15 protein-coding genes are annotated in these 17,244 nt (G+C 69.7%); 5 read left to right on the forward strand and 10 right to left on the reverse strand.

Annotated elements, in window-relative coordinates; all coding sequences use genetic code 11:
• Positions 1–10 precede the first annotated feature (10 nt).
• Positions 11–229, forward strand: coding sequence for a DUF3185 family protein (locus MYSTI_RS18520; RefSeq protein ID WP_015349307.1), 219 nt, complete (start codon positions 11–13; stop codon positions 227–229).
• 25 nt (positions 230–254) lie between these two features.
• Here MYSTI_RS18520 and MYSTI_RS18525 read toward each other — a convergent pair whose 3' ends face one another.
• The 5 genes from MYSTI_RS18525 to MYSTI_RS18545 form a co-directional block, all read right to left on the reverse strand.
• Positions 255–1,319, reverse strand: coding sequence for an aquaporin (locus MYSTI_RS18525; protein ID WP_015349308.1), 1,065 nt, complete (start codon positions 1,317–1,319; stop codon positions 255–257).
• Positions 1,320–1,401: 82 nt separating this feature from the next.
• Positions 1,402–2,106: a head GIN domain-containing protein gene (locus MYSTI_RS18530; protein WP_052351028.1), complete on the reverse strand. Its 705-nt coding sequence runs from the start codon at positions 2,104–2,106 to the stop codon at positions 1,402–1,404.
• A gap of 127 nt (positions 2,107–2,233) precedes the next feature.
• Positions 2,234–3,085, reverse strand: coding sequence for an S-formylglutathione hydrolase (fghA, locus tag MYSTI_RS18535; protein ID WP_015349310.1), 852 nt, complete (start codon positions 3,083–3,085; stop codon positions 2,234–2,236).
• Complete coding sequence (locus MYSTI_RS18540; RefSeq protein ID WP_015349311.1) at positions 3,082–4,194, reverse strand: S-(hydroxymethyl)glutathione dehydrogenase/class III alcohol dehydrogenase; 1,113 nt, start codon at positions 4,192–4,194, stop codon at positions 3,082–3,084. Before MYSTI_RS18540 ends, fghA begins: the two co-directional genes overlap by 4 nt.
• Positions 4,195–4,370: 176 nt before the next feature.
• A complete protein-coding gene (locus tag MYSTI_RS18545; protein ID WP_015349312.1) occupies positions 4,371–5,162 on the reverse strand; it encodes a tetratricopeptide repeat protein in 792 nt (263 codons plus the stop codon).
• Between the two features lie 351 nt (positions 5,163–5,513).
• Here MYSTI_RS18545 and MYSTI_RS18550 point away from each other — a divergent pair, with 351 nt between their 5' ends.
• Positions 5,514–7,061 (forward strand): alkaline phosphatase D family protein, encoded by a 1,548-nt coding sequence (locus MYSTI_RS18550; protein WP_015349313.1) that lies wholly within the window; start codon positions 5,514–5,516, stop codon positions 7,059–7,061.
• An 8-nt stretch (positions 7,062–7,069) separates the two neighbouring features.
• On the opposite strand, the gene MYSTI_RS18555 is transcribed toward MYSTI_RS18550, so the two are convergent.
• A complete protein-coding gene (locus tag MYSTI_RS18555; RefSeq protein ID WP_015349314.1) occupies positions 7,070–8,275 on the reverse strand; it encodes a metallophosphoesterase in 1,206 nt (401 codons plus the stop codon).
• Positions 8,276–8,403: 128 nt separating this feature from the next.
• Between MYSTI_RS18555 and MYSTI_RS18560 the strand changes: the two genes are divergently transcribed.
• Positions 8,404–9,174: an SDR family oxidoreductase gene (locus MYSTI_RS18560; RefSeq protein ID WP_015349315.1), complete on the forward strand. Its 771-nt coding sequence runs from the start codon at positions 8,404–8,406 to the stop codon at positions 9,172–9,174.
• Between the two features lie 17 nt (positions 9,175–9,191).
• On the opposite strand, the gene MYSTI_RS18565 is transcribed toward MYSTI_RS18560, so the two are convergent.
• From MYSTI_RS18565 to MYSTI_RS18580, 4 genes are all read right to left on the reverse strand, one after another.
• Entirely contained in the window at positions 9,192–10,397 is a 1,206-nt protein-coding gene (locus MYSTI_RS18565) for an ABC transporter permease (protein WP_015349316.1), read from the reverse strand.
• A 24-nt stretch (positions 10,398–10,421) separates the two neighbouring features.
• Positions 10,422–11,936 (reverse strand): efflux RND transporter periplasmic adaptor subunit, encoded by a 1,515-nt coding sequence (locus tag MYSTI_RS18570; RefSeq protein WP_015349317.1) that lies wholly within the window; start codon positions 11,934–11,936, stop codon positions 10,422–10,424.
• A 43-nt stretch (positions 11,937–11,979) separates the two neighbouring features.
• Positions 11,980–12,624, reverse strand: coding sequence for an ABC transporter ATP-binding protein (locus MYSTI_RS18575; protein ID WP_044283791.1), 645 nt, complete (start codon positions 12,622–12,624; stop codon positions 11,980–11,982).
• Between the two features lie 80 nt (positions 12,625–12,704).
• Positions 12,705–14,102, reverse strand: coding sequence for a TolC family protein (locus MYSTI_RS18580; protein WP_233278308.1), 1,398 nt, complete (start codon positions 14,100–14,102; stop codon positions 12,705–12,707).
• Between the two features lie 474 nt (positions 14,103–14,576).
• Here MYSTI_RS18580 and MYSTI_RS18585 point away from each other — a divergent pair, with 474 nt between their 5' ends.
• On the forward strand, positions 14,577–15,851 hold the full coding sequence (locus tag MYSTI_RS18585; protein ID WP_084668162.1) for a sensor histidine kinase: 1,275 nt from the start codon (positions 14,577–14,579) through the stop codon (positions 15,849–15,851).
• 3 nt (positions 15,852–15,854) lie between these two features.
• On the forward strand, positions 15,855–17,201 hold the full coding sequence (locus MYSTI_RS18590; protein ID WP_015349321.1) for a sigma-54-dependent transcriptional regulator: 1,347 nt from the start codon (positions 15,855–15,857) through the stop codon (positions 17,199–17,201).
• Positions 17,202–17,244 lie beyond the last annotated feature (43 nt).

Below are 17,244 nucleotides of genomic sequence, written 5' to 3' on the forward strand. Positions count from 1 at the left end.
AGGAGAGCACTTGGGAATCATTCGACTCGTGGGAGTGATGCTCGCGGTCGCGGGCGGCGTGGTGCTGTGGACCGGGCTCAATGCCCGTGAGTCGCTGACCGAGCGCGCGAGCCAGGCCTTCACTGGCAAGTACACCGAGAACACCACGATGCACCTCGCGGGCGGCGGAGCCGCACTCGCGGGGGGCCTCCTCCTCGTCCTCTTCGGCGGCTCGCGCAAGCGGCGCTAGCCACCCGCACCTCACCCCAACACCTTCACGCCGTAGGGCCAGGTGCCTCGTGAGCGGGGTCCCCGACGATGCGCAGTCGGGACCATCCTCGCGTCCGCAGGAGACGCTGGGTGTGCTCTCGGAGCGACGCTTGAAGTCGCCCCTCTCCATCCGCGCCGACGCCCAGATTCCACACGGCCCCGTCACCCCTCGGCTCCAGCTCGCCCTCCAACACCAGCCGAACGACGAGCGGAGGAGGCTCACGCGGGTCCACCTCGCACAGCGCTCCCTCCACCGTCCCCCGTGCGAACTCCGGCGCGGCCAGGCCGTTGAAGACCTCCGCGGCCTTCTCCGCCACCGCGGGCTTCGAGCACTGGAAGATGACCCTCCACGTCCGCTGGGTGACCTCCTGCGTCGACGGAGTCATCAGCCAGCGGAACAGCGCCATCGCCAGCGCCGCGCCGAGAATCTGCGCCGCGACGAATGACTCCACATCGAGCGGATGCAGCGCGCTCGTCCGAGTGCTCACCGCACGAGCCAGGATGAGCGCTGGGTTGGCGAGTGAGCGCGAATCCGTGAACCACACCGTCGCCGCGACATAGCCCGCGACCACCAGGTGCGTCGCCGAAGGCCGGGCCCGCACGCACCCACGCACGACGACCAACAACCCGAACGTCGCGACCAGCTCCGAGATGAACTGCGCCGAGCTCGCCGAAGGCGCCCGAGTCGCGATGAGCAGCGGCTCCCCACACATCAGGTGCGCGACCCACCGGCCCGCGAGCCCACCCCCGAGCTGCGCGAGCACATACCGAGGCACCTCCCGCCACGGCGTCCCGCCCTCGAGCGCATCCGCGAACGTCAGCGCGGGATTGAAGTGTGCACCCGACAACGGCTGCAGCACCAACGTGAGGCAGGCCAGCACGACGCCCGCGGCGAGCGACATGAAGAGCCGCCCATCCGTGGCGCTCACGCCCAGGTGCTCGGCGCCGTGGTGCGCGCCTTCCAGCGCGACCACCAGCAGGCCACAACCGAGAGCCTCCACCGCGAGGCGCCGGGGCCGATTCAGGGCCCTCGCCTCGACGGGTGTCGTGGATGGATGTGCGCTCAGCATCGCATGCCCCTCCAGAGCGGCTCTCCCACCCTATGCCTCGAGGGCAGGGGCGTCAAAGCCAGCCCGCGAGGGCATGTGATGGTTACTCGAAGGTGAGCGTGGAGCCGCCCGAGAGGTCCCTTTCGAGGACGTCGGGGTGCCCGATGATCTGCAACCGGCCGCCCCCCGAGGCACTGACCCGAAGGGTCTCGGACACCTGCAGCTCCACCTGCCCGCCGCCACTCGTGCTCAGCATCGCATCCCGAGTGGCCAGCTCCCGCCCCGTCACCCGGCTCGCCCCCGAGAGCGAGGCATTCATCCTCGACGCCACACCTTCCAGCGTCACGGTGGAGCTGCCGCTCAGTGACACCTCCAGCGACTCCGACCTCAGCCCCCGGATGCGAATCTGTCCACCGCCACTGGAGGACAGCTCGAAGACCTCCGCGTCCACCGCGCCGCTGACCTCCACGAGCGCGCCGCCGCCCGAGCGCCCGAGGGCCTCCAGGCTCGGCACCACGATGTCCACCCGCAGCGCGTTCGGCGAATCCCAGCTGTCGATCTCGTGGTCCGGGAAGTGGACCTTGAGCCGGGAGCCGGCGTGCTCTGTGCGCATCAGCGCCACGAGGTTGTCATCACCCACGATGCGCACGGACTGAGGCTTGTCCGGGTCCACCTCGATGGATGCGCCGATTCCGTCTTCAATCTCGAGCCGGGTGAAGGCGGGCGTCGTCCGCTCCTCTTCAATCCGCCGACCACTGCCGCTGACGTGCGGGCCTTGGCATCCCGCCACCGATGCGGCCAGCAACACGAGTCCAACCTGGGCCCCGATTCTCACGGTCTCTGTCCCCCATGTTCTCGGCTTCATATTCGCGCGAGGAGGAGAACACCGAGGGGGCCGGAGCGTGTCACCCGGCCCCCATCGATTCTCGGGACGGCTACGCGTTCAGCGCCGCGGCATGGTGCCGCAGGTGGTCCTCCATGAACGTGGAGACGAAGTAGTAACCGTGGTCATAGCCCTCATGGATGCGCAGCGTGAGCGGCTGTCCCGTGGCCGCGCAGGCCTCGCGAAGCAACTCCGGCTTGAGCTGCTCCTGGAGGAACTTGTCCGCCGTCCCCTGGTCCACGAGCAGCGGCGGAAGGTGTGCCTTCGCCGCGCGAATCAGCTCCGTGGCGTCATACGCGCGCCAGGCCGCGGTGTCCTCGCCCAGGTAGCCCTGGAATGCCTTGAGGCCCCACGGCACGCGCATGGGCGCGGCGATGGGCGCGAAGGCCGACACGGAGCGATAGCGCCCCGGGTTCCGCAGCGCGCACACCAGCGCGCCGTGCCCTCCCATCGAGTGGCCGAAGATGCCCTCGCGGTCTGCCCGGGCAGGGAAGTGCTCGGAGATCAACGCGGGCAGCTCCCGCGTGACGTAGGTGCCCATCCGGTACCGCGCGGACCACGGCGCCTGGGTGGCGTCCAGGTAGAAGCCCGCGCCGACGCCGAAGTCCCAGGAGGCCTCCTCTCCGGGGTAGCCCGCGCCGCGAGGACTGGTGTCGGGAGCCACCAGCATGACGCCCAGCTCCGCGGCCATGCGCTGCGCGCCCCCCTTCATGAGGAAGGTCTCCTCCGTGCACGTGAGCCCGGCGAGGTAGTAGAGCACCGGCACCTTGCGCTCCCGGGCCTGGGGCGGGACGAAGACGCCGAAGCGCATCTCGCCACCGCAGGCCTCGGACACGTGCTTGTAGAAGCCCACGGTGCCATCGAAGCACCGATGCTGGCTCACCAAGGTGGGGGCCACCGTCATGAGTACTTCACCACGCTGCGGATGGACTCGCCCTTGTGCATCAGCTCGAAGCCCTTGTTGATGTCCTCGAGCTTCAGGGTGTGCGTGATGAGGTCATCGACGTTGATCTTCCCGTCCATGTACCAGTCGACGATCTTGGGCACGTCCGTGCGGCCGCGCGCGCCACCAAACGCGCTGCCCTTCCACACGCGCCCCGTGACGAGCTGGAACGGGCGCGTCTTGATCTCCTGCCCCGCGCCCGCCACGCCGATGACGATGCTCTCGCCCCAGCCCCGGTGGCAGCACTCCAGCGCCTGGCGCATGGTGTTCACGTTGCCGATGCACTCGAAGCTGTAGTCCGCGCCGCCGTTCGTCAGGTTGACGAGGTAGGGCACCAGGTCGTCACCGACTTCCTTCGGGTTGACGAAGTGGGTGAGGCCGAACTTCTCCGCCATGGCCTTGCGCCCGGGGTTGATGTCCACGCCGACAATCTGGTCCGCGCCCACCATCCGCGCCGCCTGCACCACGTTGAGCCCGATGCCGCCCAGGCCGAAGACGACGACGCGGGCTCCGGCCTCCACCTTGGCCGTGTACACCACCGCGCCAATGCCCGTCGTCACGCCGCAGCCGATGTAGCAGACCTTGTCGAACGGGGCGTCCTCGCGAATCTTCGCCACGGCGATCTCCGGCAGCACCGTGTACTGCGCGAAGGTGGACGTCCCCATGTAGTGGTGCACCGCCTGCTTCCCCAGACGGAAGCGGCTGGTGCCGTCCGGCATCAGCCCCTTGCCCTGCGTGGCGCGGATGGCCGTACACAGGTTCGTCTTGCGAGACAGGCACGACTTACATTGCCGGCACTCCGGCGTGTAGAGCGGGATGACGTGGTCGCCCTTGCGCACCGACGTCACGCCCGGCCCCACGTCCACCACCACGCCCGCGCCCTCGTGGCCCAGGATGGCGGGGAAGAGTCCCTCGGGGTCCTGCCCGGAGAGGGTGAAGTCATCGGTGTGGCACAGGCCCGTGGCCTTGAGCTCGACGAGCACCTCTCCCGCCTTCGGACCCTCGAGGTGAACCGTCTCGATGCTCAACGGCTTGCCTGCCTCGAGCGCCACCGCCGCGCGCACGTCCATACACGAGCCTCCCTGTGAAGAGTGAAGGGCGCAGCCTAGTGCGCACGGCGCCTGGACGCGCGGATGGAATCACCGCGTGACGCCCAGCGGACGCTTGGGGCGAAGCCAAGAAGAAGGGCCTGGACCCCGCTCGACGCGAGGGTTCCAGGCCCTTGGGGACACCAGAGGCGGGAGGACTACTTCTGGTTGGCCGCCTGCGCCTTGGTGGCCTTCTGCGCGTCGCTGAACTTCTTCGTCATGTCAGCGAACTGCGAGTTGTAGGCCTCCATCTGCTTCAGGTGCTCGGCGGCGCGGGCGTTGGCCTCCTCGACGATCTTGGGGTCCTTCGCGTTCTCCACCGCCTCCGACTTCGCCATCTCCATCTGCTGCCGCTCGTACTCCATCATGCGGCCCATCACGACGCGCTTGTTGAGGTACGTGTTGGCGGAGTTCGGGTTGATGGCGATGACCTGGTCGTAATAGCTCAGCGACTTCTCCAGGTCGGCCTTGACGATGGGCGCCGACATGGAGCGCGCGCCACCGCGCTGCGCGTAGATCTCCGCGATCCAACCCAGCGAGGCCTCGTCCTTCGGCTCCAGCTTGAGGGACTCGTTGAAGTACTTCTCGGCGTCGTCGAGCGTGCCGCCCTTCATGTAGATGCTGGCGAGCGTCCGGTAGATCTCCGCCTTCTCGGCGGGCGTCGTCTTGAACTCGAGGATCTTCAGGACGGCCTCGGAGGCCTTGTCGATCTCACCCAGCTCGATGTGGGCGAAGGCCTTCTTCTCCCAGACCTTCTCCTGCTTGGGGTCGGCCTGGAGCGACAGGGCGTAGGCCTCGGCGGCCTCCTTGTACTCCTTCTTGGCCATGTGGTTGGAGGCCTTGATGCGGTGCTGCTTGGCCGCCTCGTTCTCCTTGTCGGCACAGCCCACCACGGTGCCGCCGAGGGCCAGAACTCCAAAGACCAGACCGACTCGAGCCAGTCGCTTCATGTGCGTGAACCTTTCGAGCAGGCCTGGGGAGTCGACCCCGGCCCGGCTTGTGTGTCTTCTCGACCTTAGGGGACCCGCCCTCACGCGGATCCGGAATCGGGGCAAGCATACCCGAAGTCGAGCCCATTCCACCCTGTCCGAGCGAGCCTGCCCCCCTGCCTTTCGGGCGCGAAACACCCTCCGCGCTCCGAGCGCGCCTCTCCCGGGGTCCTTCCAGGGTGGGCACTCGGGGTACGGGTGTGGCCCGCGTGTCGAGCGGGATGGTGAGTTTCCACGAGGTCCCAGGATTCGAGAGGCGGTGCGAGGGCCGCTGCTAGTGTGCAGGCCGTCCTCAGTCGGAGCTATCGCGCCATGACCCTCCTGACCCGACGTACCGTGCTCCAGGGGCTCGCCCTCACCGCGGCGGGCTGTGCCTCGACACGCCCCCTGCCCGCGCCGCGTCCCGGCCCGTCGCTGCCCCTGGGGGCTCAGCTCGGCGATGTGCGCACCGGCGCCGTCTCCGTGTGGGGCAAGGCGGACCGCGCCTCGCGCCTCATCGTGGAGTGGAGCGAGGACGCCCGGCTCGAGAAGGGGGTGCATCGGGTGGAGGGCGGCCTGCTCACGGCGGCGACCGACTTCACGGGCGTGGTGGACCTCGCGGGCCTGCCGGCCGGGCGCGAGCTCTTCGTGCGAGTGCTCGCGGAGGATGGGGGCTCGACGGGGGAGGAGTGGCGAGGGCGGTTCCTCACGGCGTCGGAGGCCGCTCGGGACGTGTGCTTCGCGTGGAGCGCGGACGTGTGCGGCCAGGGGTGGGGCATCAACCCGGAGTGGGGCGGGTACCGAGGTTTCGCCGCCCTGCGGGCGCTGCGTCCGGACTTCTTCCTCCACGTCGGCGACGTCATCTACGCGGACAACCCGCTGCTGCCGGAGGTCGTCGTCCCGGATGGTCGGGTGTGGCGCAACCTGGTGACGCCCGCGAAGTCGAAGGTGGCGGAGACGCTGGAGGAGATGCGCGGGAACTTCGCCTACAATTTCCTCGACGACTCGCTGCGGGCCTTCGCGCGCGAGGTGCCCATCGCGTACCAGTGGGATGACCACGAGGTCCGCAACAACTGGTTCCACAGCCGCACCGTCGCGGAGGACCCTCGGTACACGCAGGTGCCGGACGACGGTGTCCTCGCGGCGCGAGCAAGGCAGGCCTTCTTCGAGTACACCCCCGTGGGCGGCGCCGCGCGCGCGGAAGGACGCATCCACCGGCAGTTGTCACAGGGCCCGTTGCTGGACGTGTTCATCCCCGACGTGCGGGCCTTCCGAGGGCCCAACTCCGTCAACCGCCAGGAGCGGCAGGGGCCGGAGACGGCGTTCCTGGGACGCGCGCAGCTGGACGGCCTCAAGCAGGCGCTGGCGTCGTCGAAGGCCACGTGGAAGGTGATTGCGACCAGCATGCCGCTGGGGCTCATCGTCCCCGCGGAGAAGCTGGGGGAAGGCTCCTGGCGGATGGAGGCCTGGGCCAACGGACCCGGGGCACCGCTGGGGCGTGAGCTGGAGCTGGCGGAGCTGCTCTCGTTCCTGAAGGAGCGCAAGGTCCGCAACGTGGTGTTCCTCACTGCGGACGTCCACTACCCGGCCATGCACCAGTACCACCCGGACCGGGCACGCTTCCGCGACTTCGACCCGTTCTGGGAGTTCGTCGCGGGGCCGCTCAACGCGGGCACGTTCGGGTCCATGCCGTTGGATGAGACCTTCGGCCCGGAGGTGCGGTGGCAGAAGCCGGCGACGGTGATGAACGCCGCGCCTTGGGAAGGGCAGCAGTACTTCGGCAGCGTGCGCATCCAGGGGAACAGCGGCGTGATGACCGTCGCCATCCACGACCTCTCCGGCAAGGCGCTGCACCAGGTGGAGCTGGAGCCTGTCCGCTGAGCCGTGGCTCAGGTCGTCAGCACCAGCTTGACCAGCTCCGGGGGACTGCCCACTCGCATGGGCGGCCCCCAGAAGCCGCAGCCTCGGCTCACGTAGATGTGTGAGTCCTGATGACGGTAGAGGCCCACCGCGTGCTCCCACGCGTAGTCGATGAAGAGCGTCATCGGCGGGAGCTGTCCGCCGTGGGTGTGTCCCGAAATCTGGAGGTCCACTCCGCGCTCCGCGGCCTGCTTGAAGTTCGCCGGTTGGTGCGCGAGCAACACCGCCGCGCGGTCCGCGTCCCGCCCCGCGAGGGCCTGGTCCAGGTCATAGCCCTTCTGCGCGGTGCGCCTCCAACCACTCCAGTCATCCACGCCGACCAGGTCCAGCGAGGCACCCGCGTCACCGATGCGGACGTGCCGATTGCGAAGCGTCTGGATGTCGAGTGACTGGAGGAACTCCACCCAGGCCACGTCTCCGGCGTAGTACTCGTGGTTGCCGGTGACGAAGTAGCTGCCGTAGCGCGAGCGCAGGTTCCGGAGCGCCGCGACGGCATCGCCCAGGATGGGGACATCGCCATCGACCAGGTCGCCCGTGATGGCGACGAGGTCGGGCTCGAGTGCATTGGCGTGACGGACCAGCTCATCCATGAAGCGGCGCCGGATGAAGGGGCCGACGTGGACATCGGTGAGCTGGACGATGGTGAAGCCGTCCAGCGCGCGCGGGAGCTTGGGAATCTTGATGGCGAGCTCCGTCACCAGCGGCGGCGCGACGAAGGCCCTCCAGTGGCCATAGGTCGCCAGTCCGCCTCCCGCGACCAGCGCGCCGCCCGCCACCGCGCGTCCGAGGAACTTCCTTCGCTCCGCGTCCACCGGAGGTGTCGGCTGGGCGAGGGCAGGGGCTTCACTCGCGCGGCGCTGTCGAAGCCGTCGAGCCACCGCGAGGATGCCTCGTGAGAGGTCCGTGAGGCCCAGGGCCATCACGAGGCAGAGCGCCACGCCCATCCACGAGTACATGGCCACCTTGACGAGGCGGTCCGTCTCCTCGGGCAGGGCGCCGAGGAGGGTGCGCCGCATGCCCATCAACAGCCCCATCGCGGTCAGGAAGACGATGGCCAGCAGCCGCACCACGCGGCCGTGCACCAGCTCTCGCACGAGCCGCCGGTAGAGGTACAGATGGCCCAGCACCGCGCCGAGCCCGATGAGCATGGAGAAGGAGAAGAGGCGGGGCGGCATCCGGGGCGACTCGAGCGGGAGGGAGCGGGAAGGGTAACACGAGGCCCAGGCGTGTCCGCGCACGTCACGCGGCGGCGCGAGAGGTAGAGTCCGCGTCCACGGTCAGACGCGGGTCGCGAGGGAGACACATGGACAAGGTCATCGTCATCACGGGGGCAAGCGGGGGCATCGGAGCGGCGCTCGCACAGCTCGCTGGCGCGCGAGGGGCGAAGCTCGTGTTGGCGGCTCGGCGACGCGCGGAGCTCGAGGCGGTCGCGGCCCGCTCCGGTCCAGAGGCACTCGCGGTGGTCACCGACGTGACGTCCCGCGCGGAGGTGGAGCGACTGCGCGACGCGGCGCTGGCGCGCTTCGGCCGCATCGATGTCTGGGTGAACAACGCGGGACGAGGCATCACCCGAAGCGTGGCCGAGCTCACCGACGAGGACCTCGCGTCCATGTGGCGCGACAACGTCAACACCGCGCTCTACGGGATGCAGGCGGTGCTGCCGCACTTCCAAGCGCGCGACGCGGGCCAGATTCTCAACGTCTCCAGCGTGCTCGGACGTCTTCCTGTCGTCCCGCCTCGCTCGGCGTACAGCGCGGCCAAGCATGCGTTGAACGCGCTGAGCGCCTGTCTGCGCCAGGAGCTGCGTGAGACGCATCCCGGCATCTCGGTCACCGTGGTGATGCCAGGAGTCGTCGCCACCGAGTTCGGCTCGAATGCGCTGGGTGGTGGGATGGACTCCCGCGCGATTCCCGGCGCGCAGCCCGTCGAGGAGGCCGCACAGGTCATCCTCGACGCCATCGTGCATCCGCGTCCGGAGGTCTACACCCGCGCGCACACGCAAGAGGAGGTCGAGCGCTACTACCACGACGTCGCCGCCTTCGAGCGCGCGCCCGGGCCGGGACCCGGGCGCTGAAGCCTTCGGATGCTTCGTCACTCGTAGCGGAGGGACTCGATGGGGGCCAGGCTCGCGGCGCGGCGTGCGGGCCAGATGCCGAAGAACACACCCACGGTGGCGGAGAAGGCGATGGCCACCACGATGGCCTCGGGGGCGATGACCATGGTCCACCCCATGATGCGCTGGAGCACCGCGGCGCCTCCAATCCCCAGCAAGAGCCCCAGCGTTCCGCCCGCGAGACACAGCACCAGCGACTCGACGAGGAACTGGAGCAGGATGTCCGTGCCCGTGGCTCCCAGCGCCTTGCGGAGGCCAATCTCGCGCGTCCGCTCCGTCACGGACACCAGCATGATGTTCATGATGCCGATGCCTCCCACGAGCAGGGAGATGGCGGCGATGCCCGCGAGCAACAGCGAGAAGGTCTGCGTCGTCTCCTGCACCGTCGCGAGCAGTGAGGCCTGGTCGCGGATGTTGAAGTCCGCCTGCTGCTCGGGGCGGAGGCGGTGCTCGCGCCGCAGCTTCAGGTCGATCTCCGCCATGGCGTTCTCCATGGACTTCTCATCCGACGCCTGCACCGCGATGGAGCGGATGCGGTTGCTGCCCATCACCCGGAACTGCGCGGTGGACAGCGGGATGTAGAGGCTTTCGTCGGGGTTGGAGAAGCCCTGCGAGCCCTTCTCCGCCAGGACCCCGATGACCTCGAAGGGGATGCCTCGGATGCGCACCGTCTCGCCCACGAGCGACGCGGAGTCCCTCAAGCCGAGCTGCGTGCCCGCCAGTGCGCCCAGGACGACCACGCGGCGGCGGCCTCGGTCCTCGTCATCGGAGAACATCCGCCCGGCCGTGAGGTGGGACTCGTTGATGCTGAAGTACGCGGGCCACGTGCCCACCACCGAGAGGTTGGCGTTGCTCGCGCCGTACTCCACCTGGAAGCGCGACTCGATCTCCGGCGCCACGGCCTGGATGTGCTTGGGCTGTGTGCGCAGCGCCTCCGCGTCGTCGATGGTCATCGTGGCCTGACCCCGGCCGAGTCCTCCCGAGAAGCTCTGCCCGGGGCGCACGGTCAGCACGTTCGTTCCCAGCGTCTTGAGCCGTTGCTCGACGGAGCGCTGGGCTCCTTCGCCCAGTGCCACCATGGTGATGACGGCCGCGATGCCGATGACGATTCCGAGCATCGTCAACAGCGACCGCAGCTTGTTGGCGAGGACCGCGTCGAACGCGACCCGGATGATTTCACCCATGACCTGGCCTCCTCATCCCGCCGGTTAACGCCCGCCGCGCATGCCACCACCGCCACCGCCGGCGCCCGGGAACATGCCTCCGGTCGCCTGACGGAACCGCTCGTTCTGCCGCTGCTGTTGCTGCTGGAGCTGCGCCACGGACACGAGCAGGACCTGCTCCCCGGGCTCCAGGCCGCTGAGCACCTCGGAGTTCTCCCAGTCGCTCAGTCCCAGCACCACCTTGCGCGGCTCGGGGCCCGCCTTGCCCTGCACGAACACCAGGCCCGGCCGCGTGCCATCCGTGCCCTGCCGTCCGCCGCGCTGGCGCCGTCCCTCTCCAGCGCCGCCCGGGGTGCCCGCGGCCGCCACGACGTTCTTGCCTTGCGAATCCGTGCCGGTCGCCACGGTGGCTCCCTGGGGCCCCCCGGACGCGGAGGGGGCCAGACTCGGGCCCTTGTTCTCCGGATGACCCGCGGTGGCCTCGCCGCTCGTGGGCGTCGCCGTGTTCTCGGACGGGCCGTTGCCACCGGGCCCGCCACGGCCTCGGCCTTCACCCTTGGCGCCCTGGGGACGCAGCAGCGCGCGCACGGCGTCCTCGGTGAGGCCCACCGCCACCGCGGCGGCTCGGGCGTCTCGCATGCCGACGACCGCGGAGTTGGGGACGGTGATGGCGTCGCGGCGGCTCGAGATTTCGATGGCCACCTCCGCGTTCATTCCCGGGCGCAGCAGTCCGTCGGGATTGTCCAGGCGCACGAGGACGGGGAAGAGGGTGACGTTCTGCTCCACCAGGGCCTGGGGTTCGATCTTCACGACCTCGCCGATGAAGGTGCGGCCAGGGTAGGCCTCCATCGTGACGCGGGCCTTGAGGCCCGAGCGAATCTGTCCCACGTCCGTCTCGTCGACCTTGGCGCGCACCTGCATGATGGACAGGTCCGCCATCTTGAAGAGCGTGCTGCCGCCGGACACGTTCGACGTCGCCGACGCGATGATCTGCCCCGGTTGGATCTGGCGCTCCAGCAGCGTGCCGGAGCTGGGAGCGCGGATGGTGACGTCGCGGCTGCGCTCCTTGGCGAGCTGGAGGTTCGTCTCCGCGCGCACCTTGGCGGCCCTCGCGGTGGCGAAGGCATCCACGGAGGACTCGAACTCCTGCTGCGTGACGTAACCGGACTGGCGCAGCGACTCCATGCGCTGGCGCTGGGCCTCCGTCGTGTTCAGCCGCACGCGCGCGGACTCCAGGTCCGCCTGGGCCTGGGCCAGCGCGTTCTGCACGTCGCGCGGGTCGATCTCCGCGAGCAGCGCGTCCTTCTCCACCTTGTCGCCGGTGTCGAACAGGACGCGGAGCACTTCACCGGACGCCTTGGACTTCACCTCCACCACGCGCAGCGGCTCCACCAGGCCCGCGGACTCCGCGACGACCTCCATGTCCCGGCGCTCCACCGTGGCCAGCGCCGCCGAACGCTCCGCTGTCTTGGGCTGACTCTCCCGCTGGGTGACGTAGACGCCCGCTCCGAGCAGGACCGCCGCGACACCCGTGATGACCCACTTCTTCGCCTTGCTCACGACGTCCTCCAGGTCTTCGTGGCCACGCTGTGCGCGGTCCCACTCAAATCCGCTTCCGCTCGTCCCGCTCGATGACGCCGTCTTTCAAGAACAGCACCCGCTGCGCATGCGCCGCGATGTCCGCCTCGTGCGTGACGAGCATCAGGGTCTGCCCCTGTGAATGCAGCTCTCCGAAGAGGGCCATGATCTCCTCGCCCGTGTGGCTGTCGAGGGCCCCCGTGGGCTCGTCGGCCAGCAGCAGCGCGGGGTGTGTCACCAGCGCGCGGGCAATGGCGACGCGCTGACGTTGACCACCGGAGAGCTCGTTGGGGCGGTGGTCCTTGCGCGCGCCCAGCCCCACCTTCTCCAGCATGGCCGCGGCGCGCTCCAGCCGGACCTTCCGAGGCACGCGGGCGTACACCAGCGGCAGCGCCACGTTGTCGAGGGCGGACGCGCGCGGCAGCAGGTTGAAGCTCTGGAACACGAACCCCAGCTCCCGGTTGCGGATTCGCGCGAGCGCGTTCTCCGTCATGCCCGCCACCGGCTGACCGTTGAGCCAGTACTGACCCGCGCTGGGGATATCCAGGCAGCCGATGAGGTTCATGAAGGTCGACTTGCCGGAGCCCGAGGGCCCCATGACGGCGACGTACTCATTGCGACGGATGGTCAGGTCCACGCCGCGCAGCGCCCGGACGACCTCCGAGCCCATCGTGTAGTCCTTGCGCAGCCCCTCCACGCGGATGACCACGTCCGCGATGTCACGCGCCTCGGTGCCTTGCGTGGCCGTGCTCACAGGGGCCTCCCGGCGAGTGCCTCCAGCTCCGCGCGCGCGATGCGATAGTCGAAGCGGGAGGACACGAGGTTGATCTCCGCCTGCACCAGGCTCTCCTGCGACGTCAGCAGCTCGAGGATGGTGGTGGCGCCCAGGCGGTAGCGCTCCTGCTGCACCTTGAGGTCCTCGCGAGCCACCTCCACCGACTGGCCGGAGAAGGTGATGCGGTCCTCCGCGAGCCGAAGCTGCGCCAGCGCCTGTCCGGCTCCGCTGCGGACCGCGCGTCGCGTGTCGGCGAGCTGGGCCTGCGACACCACTTCCTGGGTGCGCGCGCGCTGCACGCGCTCCTCGCGCAGGAAGCCATCGAAGATGGGATAGGAGACGCCCAGCCGCACCGACCAGCTCGTCCTGCCTCCGTTGAAGCTCGGGTCCTGGTTGAACCAGTCATAGCCCGCGGACAGTCGCACCGTGGGGAGGTAGGTCGCCTTCGCGACGTTCACGCCCGCCTGTGATGCACCCAGGGTGGAGGCCGCGGCGAGCACGTCGGGCGCGTTGGCCTCCAGCTCCGCGACCAGCGCGGCGTCCGTGAGCGTGAGGGGTTTGGGAGCGATGTTCTCATCGGGGCTGGCCTCCACGGGGCCGTCCTCGCCGACGAGGCGCCCCAGCGCGAGCGCCGCCGACGTGCGCTGCGTCTCCGCGGTGCGCAGGGCCTCCTTCGCCGTGGTGCGGTCGAGCTGCGCGCGGAGCAGGTCCGAGCGCGTCGCGGAGCCCACCGCGAGCCGACGCTCGGCGGCGTCCTCGTTCTGCCGGGCCCGCTCGATGCGGGCATTCGCCACTTCCTCGAGCCCCATGGCGCGGAGGACCTCGTAGAACGCGCGCTCCACGGCGAGCACGGCGGCGGCTCGCTGCGCGGTGAGCTGCGCCTGGGCTGCTCCGGACTGCGCGCGGGTCTGCTTGCGCGTGGCGCTCCGCTGTCCTCCCGTGAAGACATTCCACGAGGCGGCCAGGCCCGCGCTGTACGTGTCGTTGGAGCCGGTGACGACGGCGCCCGTCACGGGCTCGATGCGCTCGCTGCTCGCGAGCGAACCCGACGCGCTCGCGGAGAGCGAGGGGATATAGGCGCCCACGGCACTGAGCTCGGCGGCCTCGGCGTTGGTGACGCTGCCCTTGGCCTGCGCCACCTGCGGGTTCGCCTTGAGCGCGCGGGTGATGGCTTCCTCGAGCGTGACGCGCATCACCGTGGGCGCGGCCTCGTCTTTCGGAGGCGCGGGGGCCTGTGGGGCCTCGGGGGCGGGGGCCTGCGCCGTCTGCGTGGGCGCGTCGGCCTGGAGGCGCGCCGTGGGTTGTTCGGCGCGGGCCGTGTTCGAGACGGGCGCCGTCACCATGCCCACGAGGCCGAAGGCCAGCAGGCGCATCCGGTGGGGCCGTCTCTTGAACCACGCTCTCTGGAGCATCGTCATCGCAGCCTTGTCCCGTTGAAGTCCGGTGCACCTGGGGTGTCCGGAGGGCTCGGGATGGGCAATTGCATGTGCCTTGCCAGTGCTCAACCCCCTGAAATCGCATGGATAATCCAGGCGGAGACCGCGGAGGCCGCCGAGGGGCTGCGGATTTCGCACGCGCGGCTGTCAGAGGGCGTCGGGCCGCGAGGGACATTCCGGCGGGAGCGTTGGGCCTCGTGCTTGCACAGGGATGGAGGGACACGGCGGCCAAGGTGCCGTTCCAACCCCTGGAGAGAGGCAAATGGGCTCGACAGCAACCAGGCCATGGGGCGCTCGCGCGGAGAGAGGGCATGACGGAAGGGAGTGCGGATTCCGCACCGTGCATGCAGAGTTCGCAGCGAGCGGAGGAACCTCATGGAGTGGGAGACACCTCGGGAGAGGTCACGACCGATGAGCTTCGTGGCCCGATGGAGGCGGCCCGTGGGGCCGTGGATGCCCTGGGCCCTGGTGGGGCTGATGTGCGCCGTGTTGCTATCGACGGTGCTCTTCATCCGCCGGTCGGCCGTGGAGGCGTCGTCGCTGGTGGTGCGCGGCATGGCGAACGTCCTGATGCACGCCGGGCTGGATGCCTTCCGGGAGGGCACGGGCCCGCCGAGCCAGCAGTCGCTGCGGGCCTTCCTGGAGGCCCACCAGGAGGGCGGCCTCCGGTACGTGGCCATCATCGAGGACGGGCGCGTGCTGACCTCGGTCGGCGAGGGCTCGCTGGGTGAGATTCAAGACGGCGCGCAGCTGCGCATCGAGAAGGGGAAGGGTCGGTTCATCCACCGGCTTCGGAAGCCTCGGCCGGACCCGCAGGCCGCGGTGGCTGGCTCGGAGCCTCCGCCTCCGCCCCCCGAGCCTCGCCGCAACCTGCGCATCGGCTATGAGTTCGAGCCCATCACCGCGCTCGAGCTGACGGACCGCTCCCAGCACCTGCTCGTCATCGCGGTGGTGTCGGTCATGGGCATCCTGGGGTTGACGTTCGCGTTCACGCGCTCGTTGGCGCAGCGCGAGGCCCTGGCGACGGAGCTGGAGCGCGGACGCAGGCTGGCGGCGTTGGGCACGATGTCCGCGGTGCTCGCGCATGAGCTGCGCAATCCGCTGGCGTCACTCAAGGGCCATGCCCAGCTGCTGGCCGAGCGCGTGGAGCGGGACGAAGTGCTGCGCCCCAAGGCGGACCGCATCGTCGGTGAGGCGGTGCGGCTGGAGCAGCTGATGAATGACCTGCTGGCCTTCGTGCGCAGCGGCGAGCTTCGTCGCACGGGGACGGACCCGAACGAGGTGCTGCGCGCGGCGGTGGAGGCGACGGGGGAGACGCGGGTGGAGGCGCACTATCTCCCGGGGCGTGAGCACTGGGAGCTGGATGCGGGGCGCTTCCAGCAGGCGTTGGAGAACGTGCTGCGCAACGCGGTGCAGGTGAGCCCGGATGGGCGGCGCGTGGAGGTGAACGTGGAGCGCGAGGGCACGTCGCTCATCTTCACGGTGCGAGACCATGGCCCTGGCATTCCGAAGGGAGACGAGGAGCGCATCTTCGAGCCCTTCGTCACGGGGCGGCTGCGCGGTGTGGGGCTGGGGTTGGCGATTACTCGCCGCATCGTCGAGCTGCATGGGGGCTCGGTGGTTGCGAGGACTCATGCGGAGGGGGGCGCGGAGTTTCGCCTCACGGTTCCTGCGAGGGGAGTCTGAGTCATGGCGCGAATTCTCGTCGCGGACGATGAGGAGGGCGTGCGCTCGTTCATCGCGGAGGCACTGGAGGTCGAAGGCCACCTGGTGACGACGGCGGCCGACGGAGCCGAGGCCGCGCGACTCCTGGCGAAGCAGGGCGTGGACCTGTTGGTGACGGACCTGCGCATGCCTGGGATGGATGGGCTGACGCTGCTGCGCAAGGTGCGCGAGGAGCAGCCGGACGTGGAGGTCGTCGTCCTGACGGCGGTGGGCTCGGTGGAGAGCGCGGTGTCGGCGATGAAGGCCGGTGCGTTCGAGTACCTGCTCAAGCCCGTGGGGAGTCCGGCGGAGCTGCGGTTGACGGTGGCTCGTGCGCTGGAGCGCCGCGCGCTGCTGAACTTCCGGGCGGAGGCGCGACAGTCCACCGGGTCCGTGGTGTTGAGCTGGGGCTCGCCGGCGATGGGGCCCGTGGTGGAGGCGCTGCGCAAGGTGGCTCCCACTCAGGCCACAGTGTTGTTGGTGGGCGAGAGCGGCACGGGCAAGGAGGTGGCCGCGAGGGCGCTGCACCAGTGGAGTGAGCGCTCCGAGGGGCCCTTCGTCGCGGTCAACTGCGCGGCGCTGACGGAGACGTTGCTGGAGAGCGAGTTGTTCGGCCACGAGAAGGGCGCCTTCACGGGCGCGGTGGCGCAGCGGCGCGGGCGCATCGAGCTGGCTCAGGGCGGGACGTTCTTCCTGGATGAAGTGGGGGAGCTGAAGGCGGAGCTTCAGGCGAAGCTGCTGCGGGTCCTCCAGGAGCGGCGCTTCGAGCGCGTGGGCGGCACGCGGACGCTGGAGGCCGACGTGCGCTGGGTGGCGGCGACGAACCGCGACCTCAAGGCGATGATGGCGCGCGGAGAGTTCCGCGAGGACCTCTACCACCGGCTCGCGGTGTTCCCCATCCGACTGCCGTCCCTGCGCGAGAGGCCCGAGGACCTGGGGCCCTTGGCGGAGCTGTTGCTGCGGCGCATCGGTGACGAGCTGGGGCGTCCGGGGTTGAAGCTGTCCTCGGAGGCGTCGGCGCGGCTGCAGACGTTTCCGTGGCCGGGCAACGTGCGCGAGCTGCGCAATGCGCTGGAGCGGGCGGCCATCCTCGCGGACGGCTCGGTGGTGGAGGCGCGCCATCTCTGGCTCGACGCGACCAGCGCCCCCGAGGCGACGCCCGTTGCCACCGTGGGCGCGCGGCTGCCGGACAAGACGCTGGAGGAATTGGAGCGGATGGCCATCGAGCAGGCCATCGCGGACGAGGGTGGCAACCGCAAGCGGGCCGCGCAGCGACTGGGCATCGGCCTGCGGACGCTCTACGACAAGCTGCGGCGCTACGGGATGCAGTGAGTGGGTGGAGCGCGGAATGATGCCCGCGCCCCATGCTCGGGGC

Origin of the sequence: Myxococcus stipitatus DSM 14675 (assembly GCF_000331735.1) — a bacterium.
GTDB classification, from domain to species: domain Bacteria; phylum Myxococcota; class Myxococcia; order Myxococcales; family Myxococcaceae; genus Myxococcus; species Myxococcus stipitatus.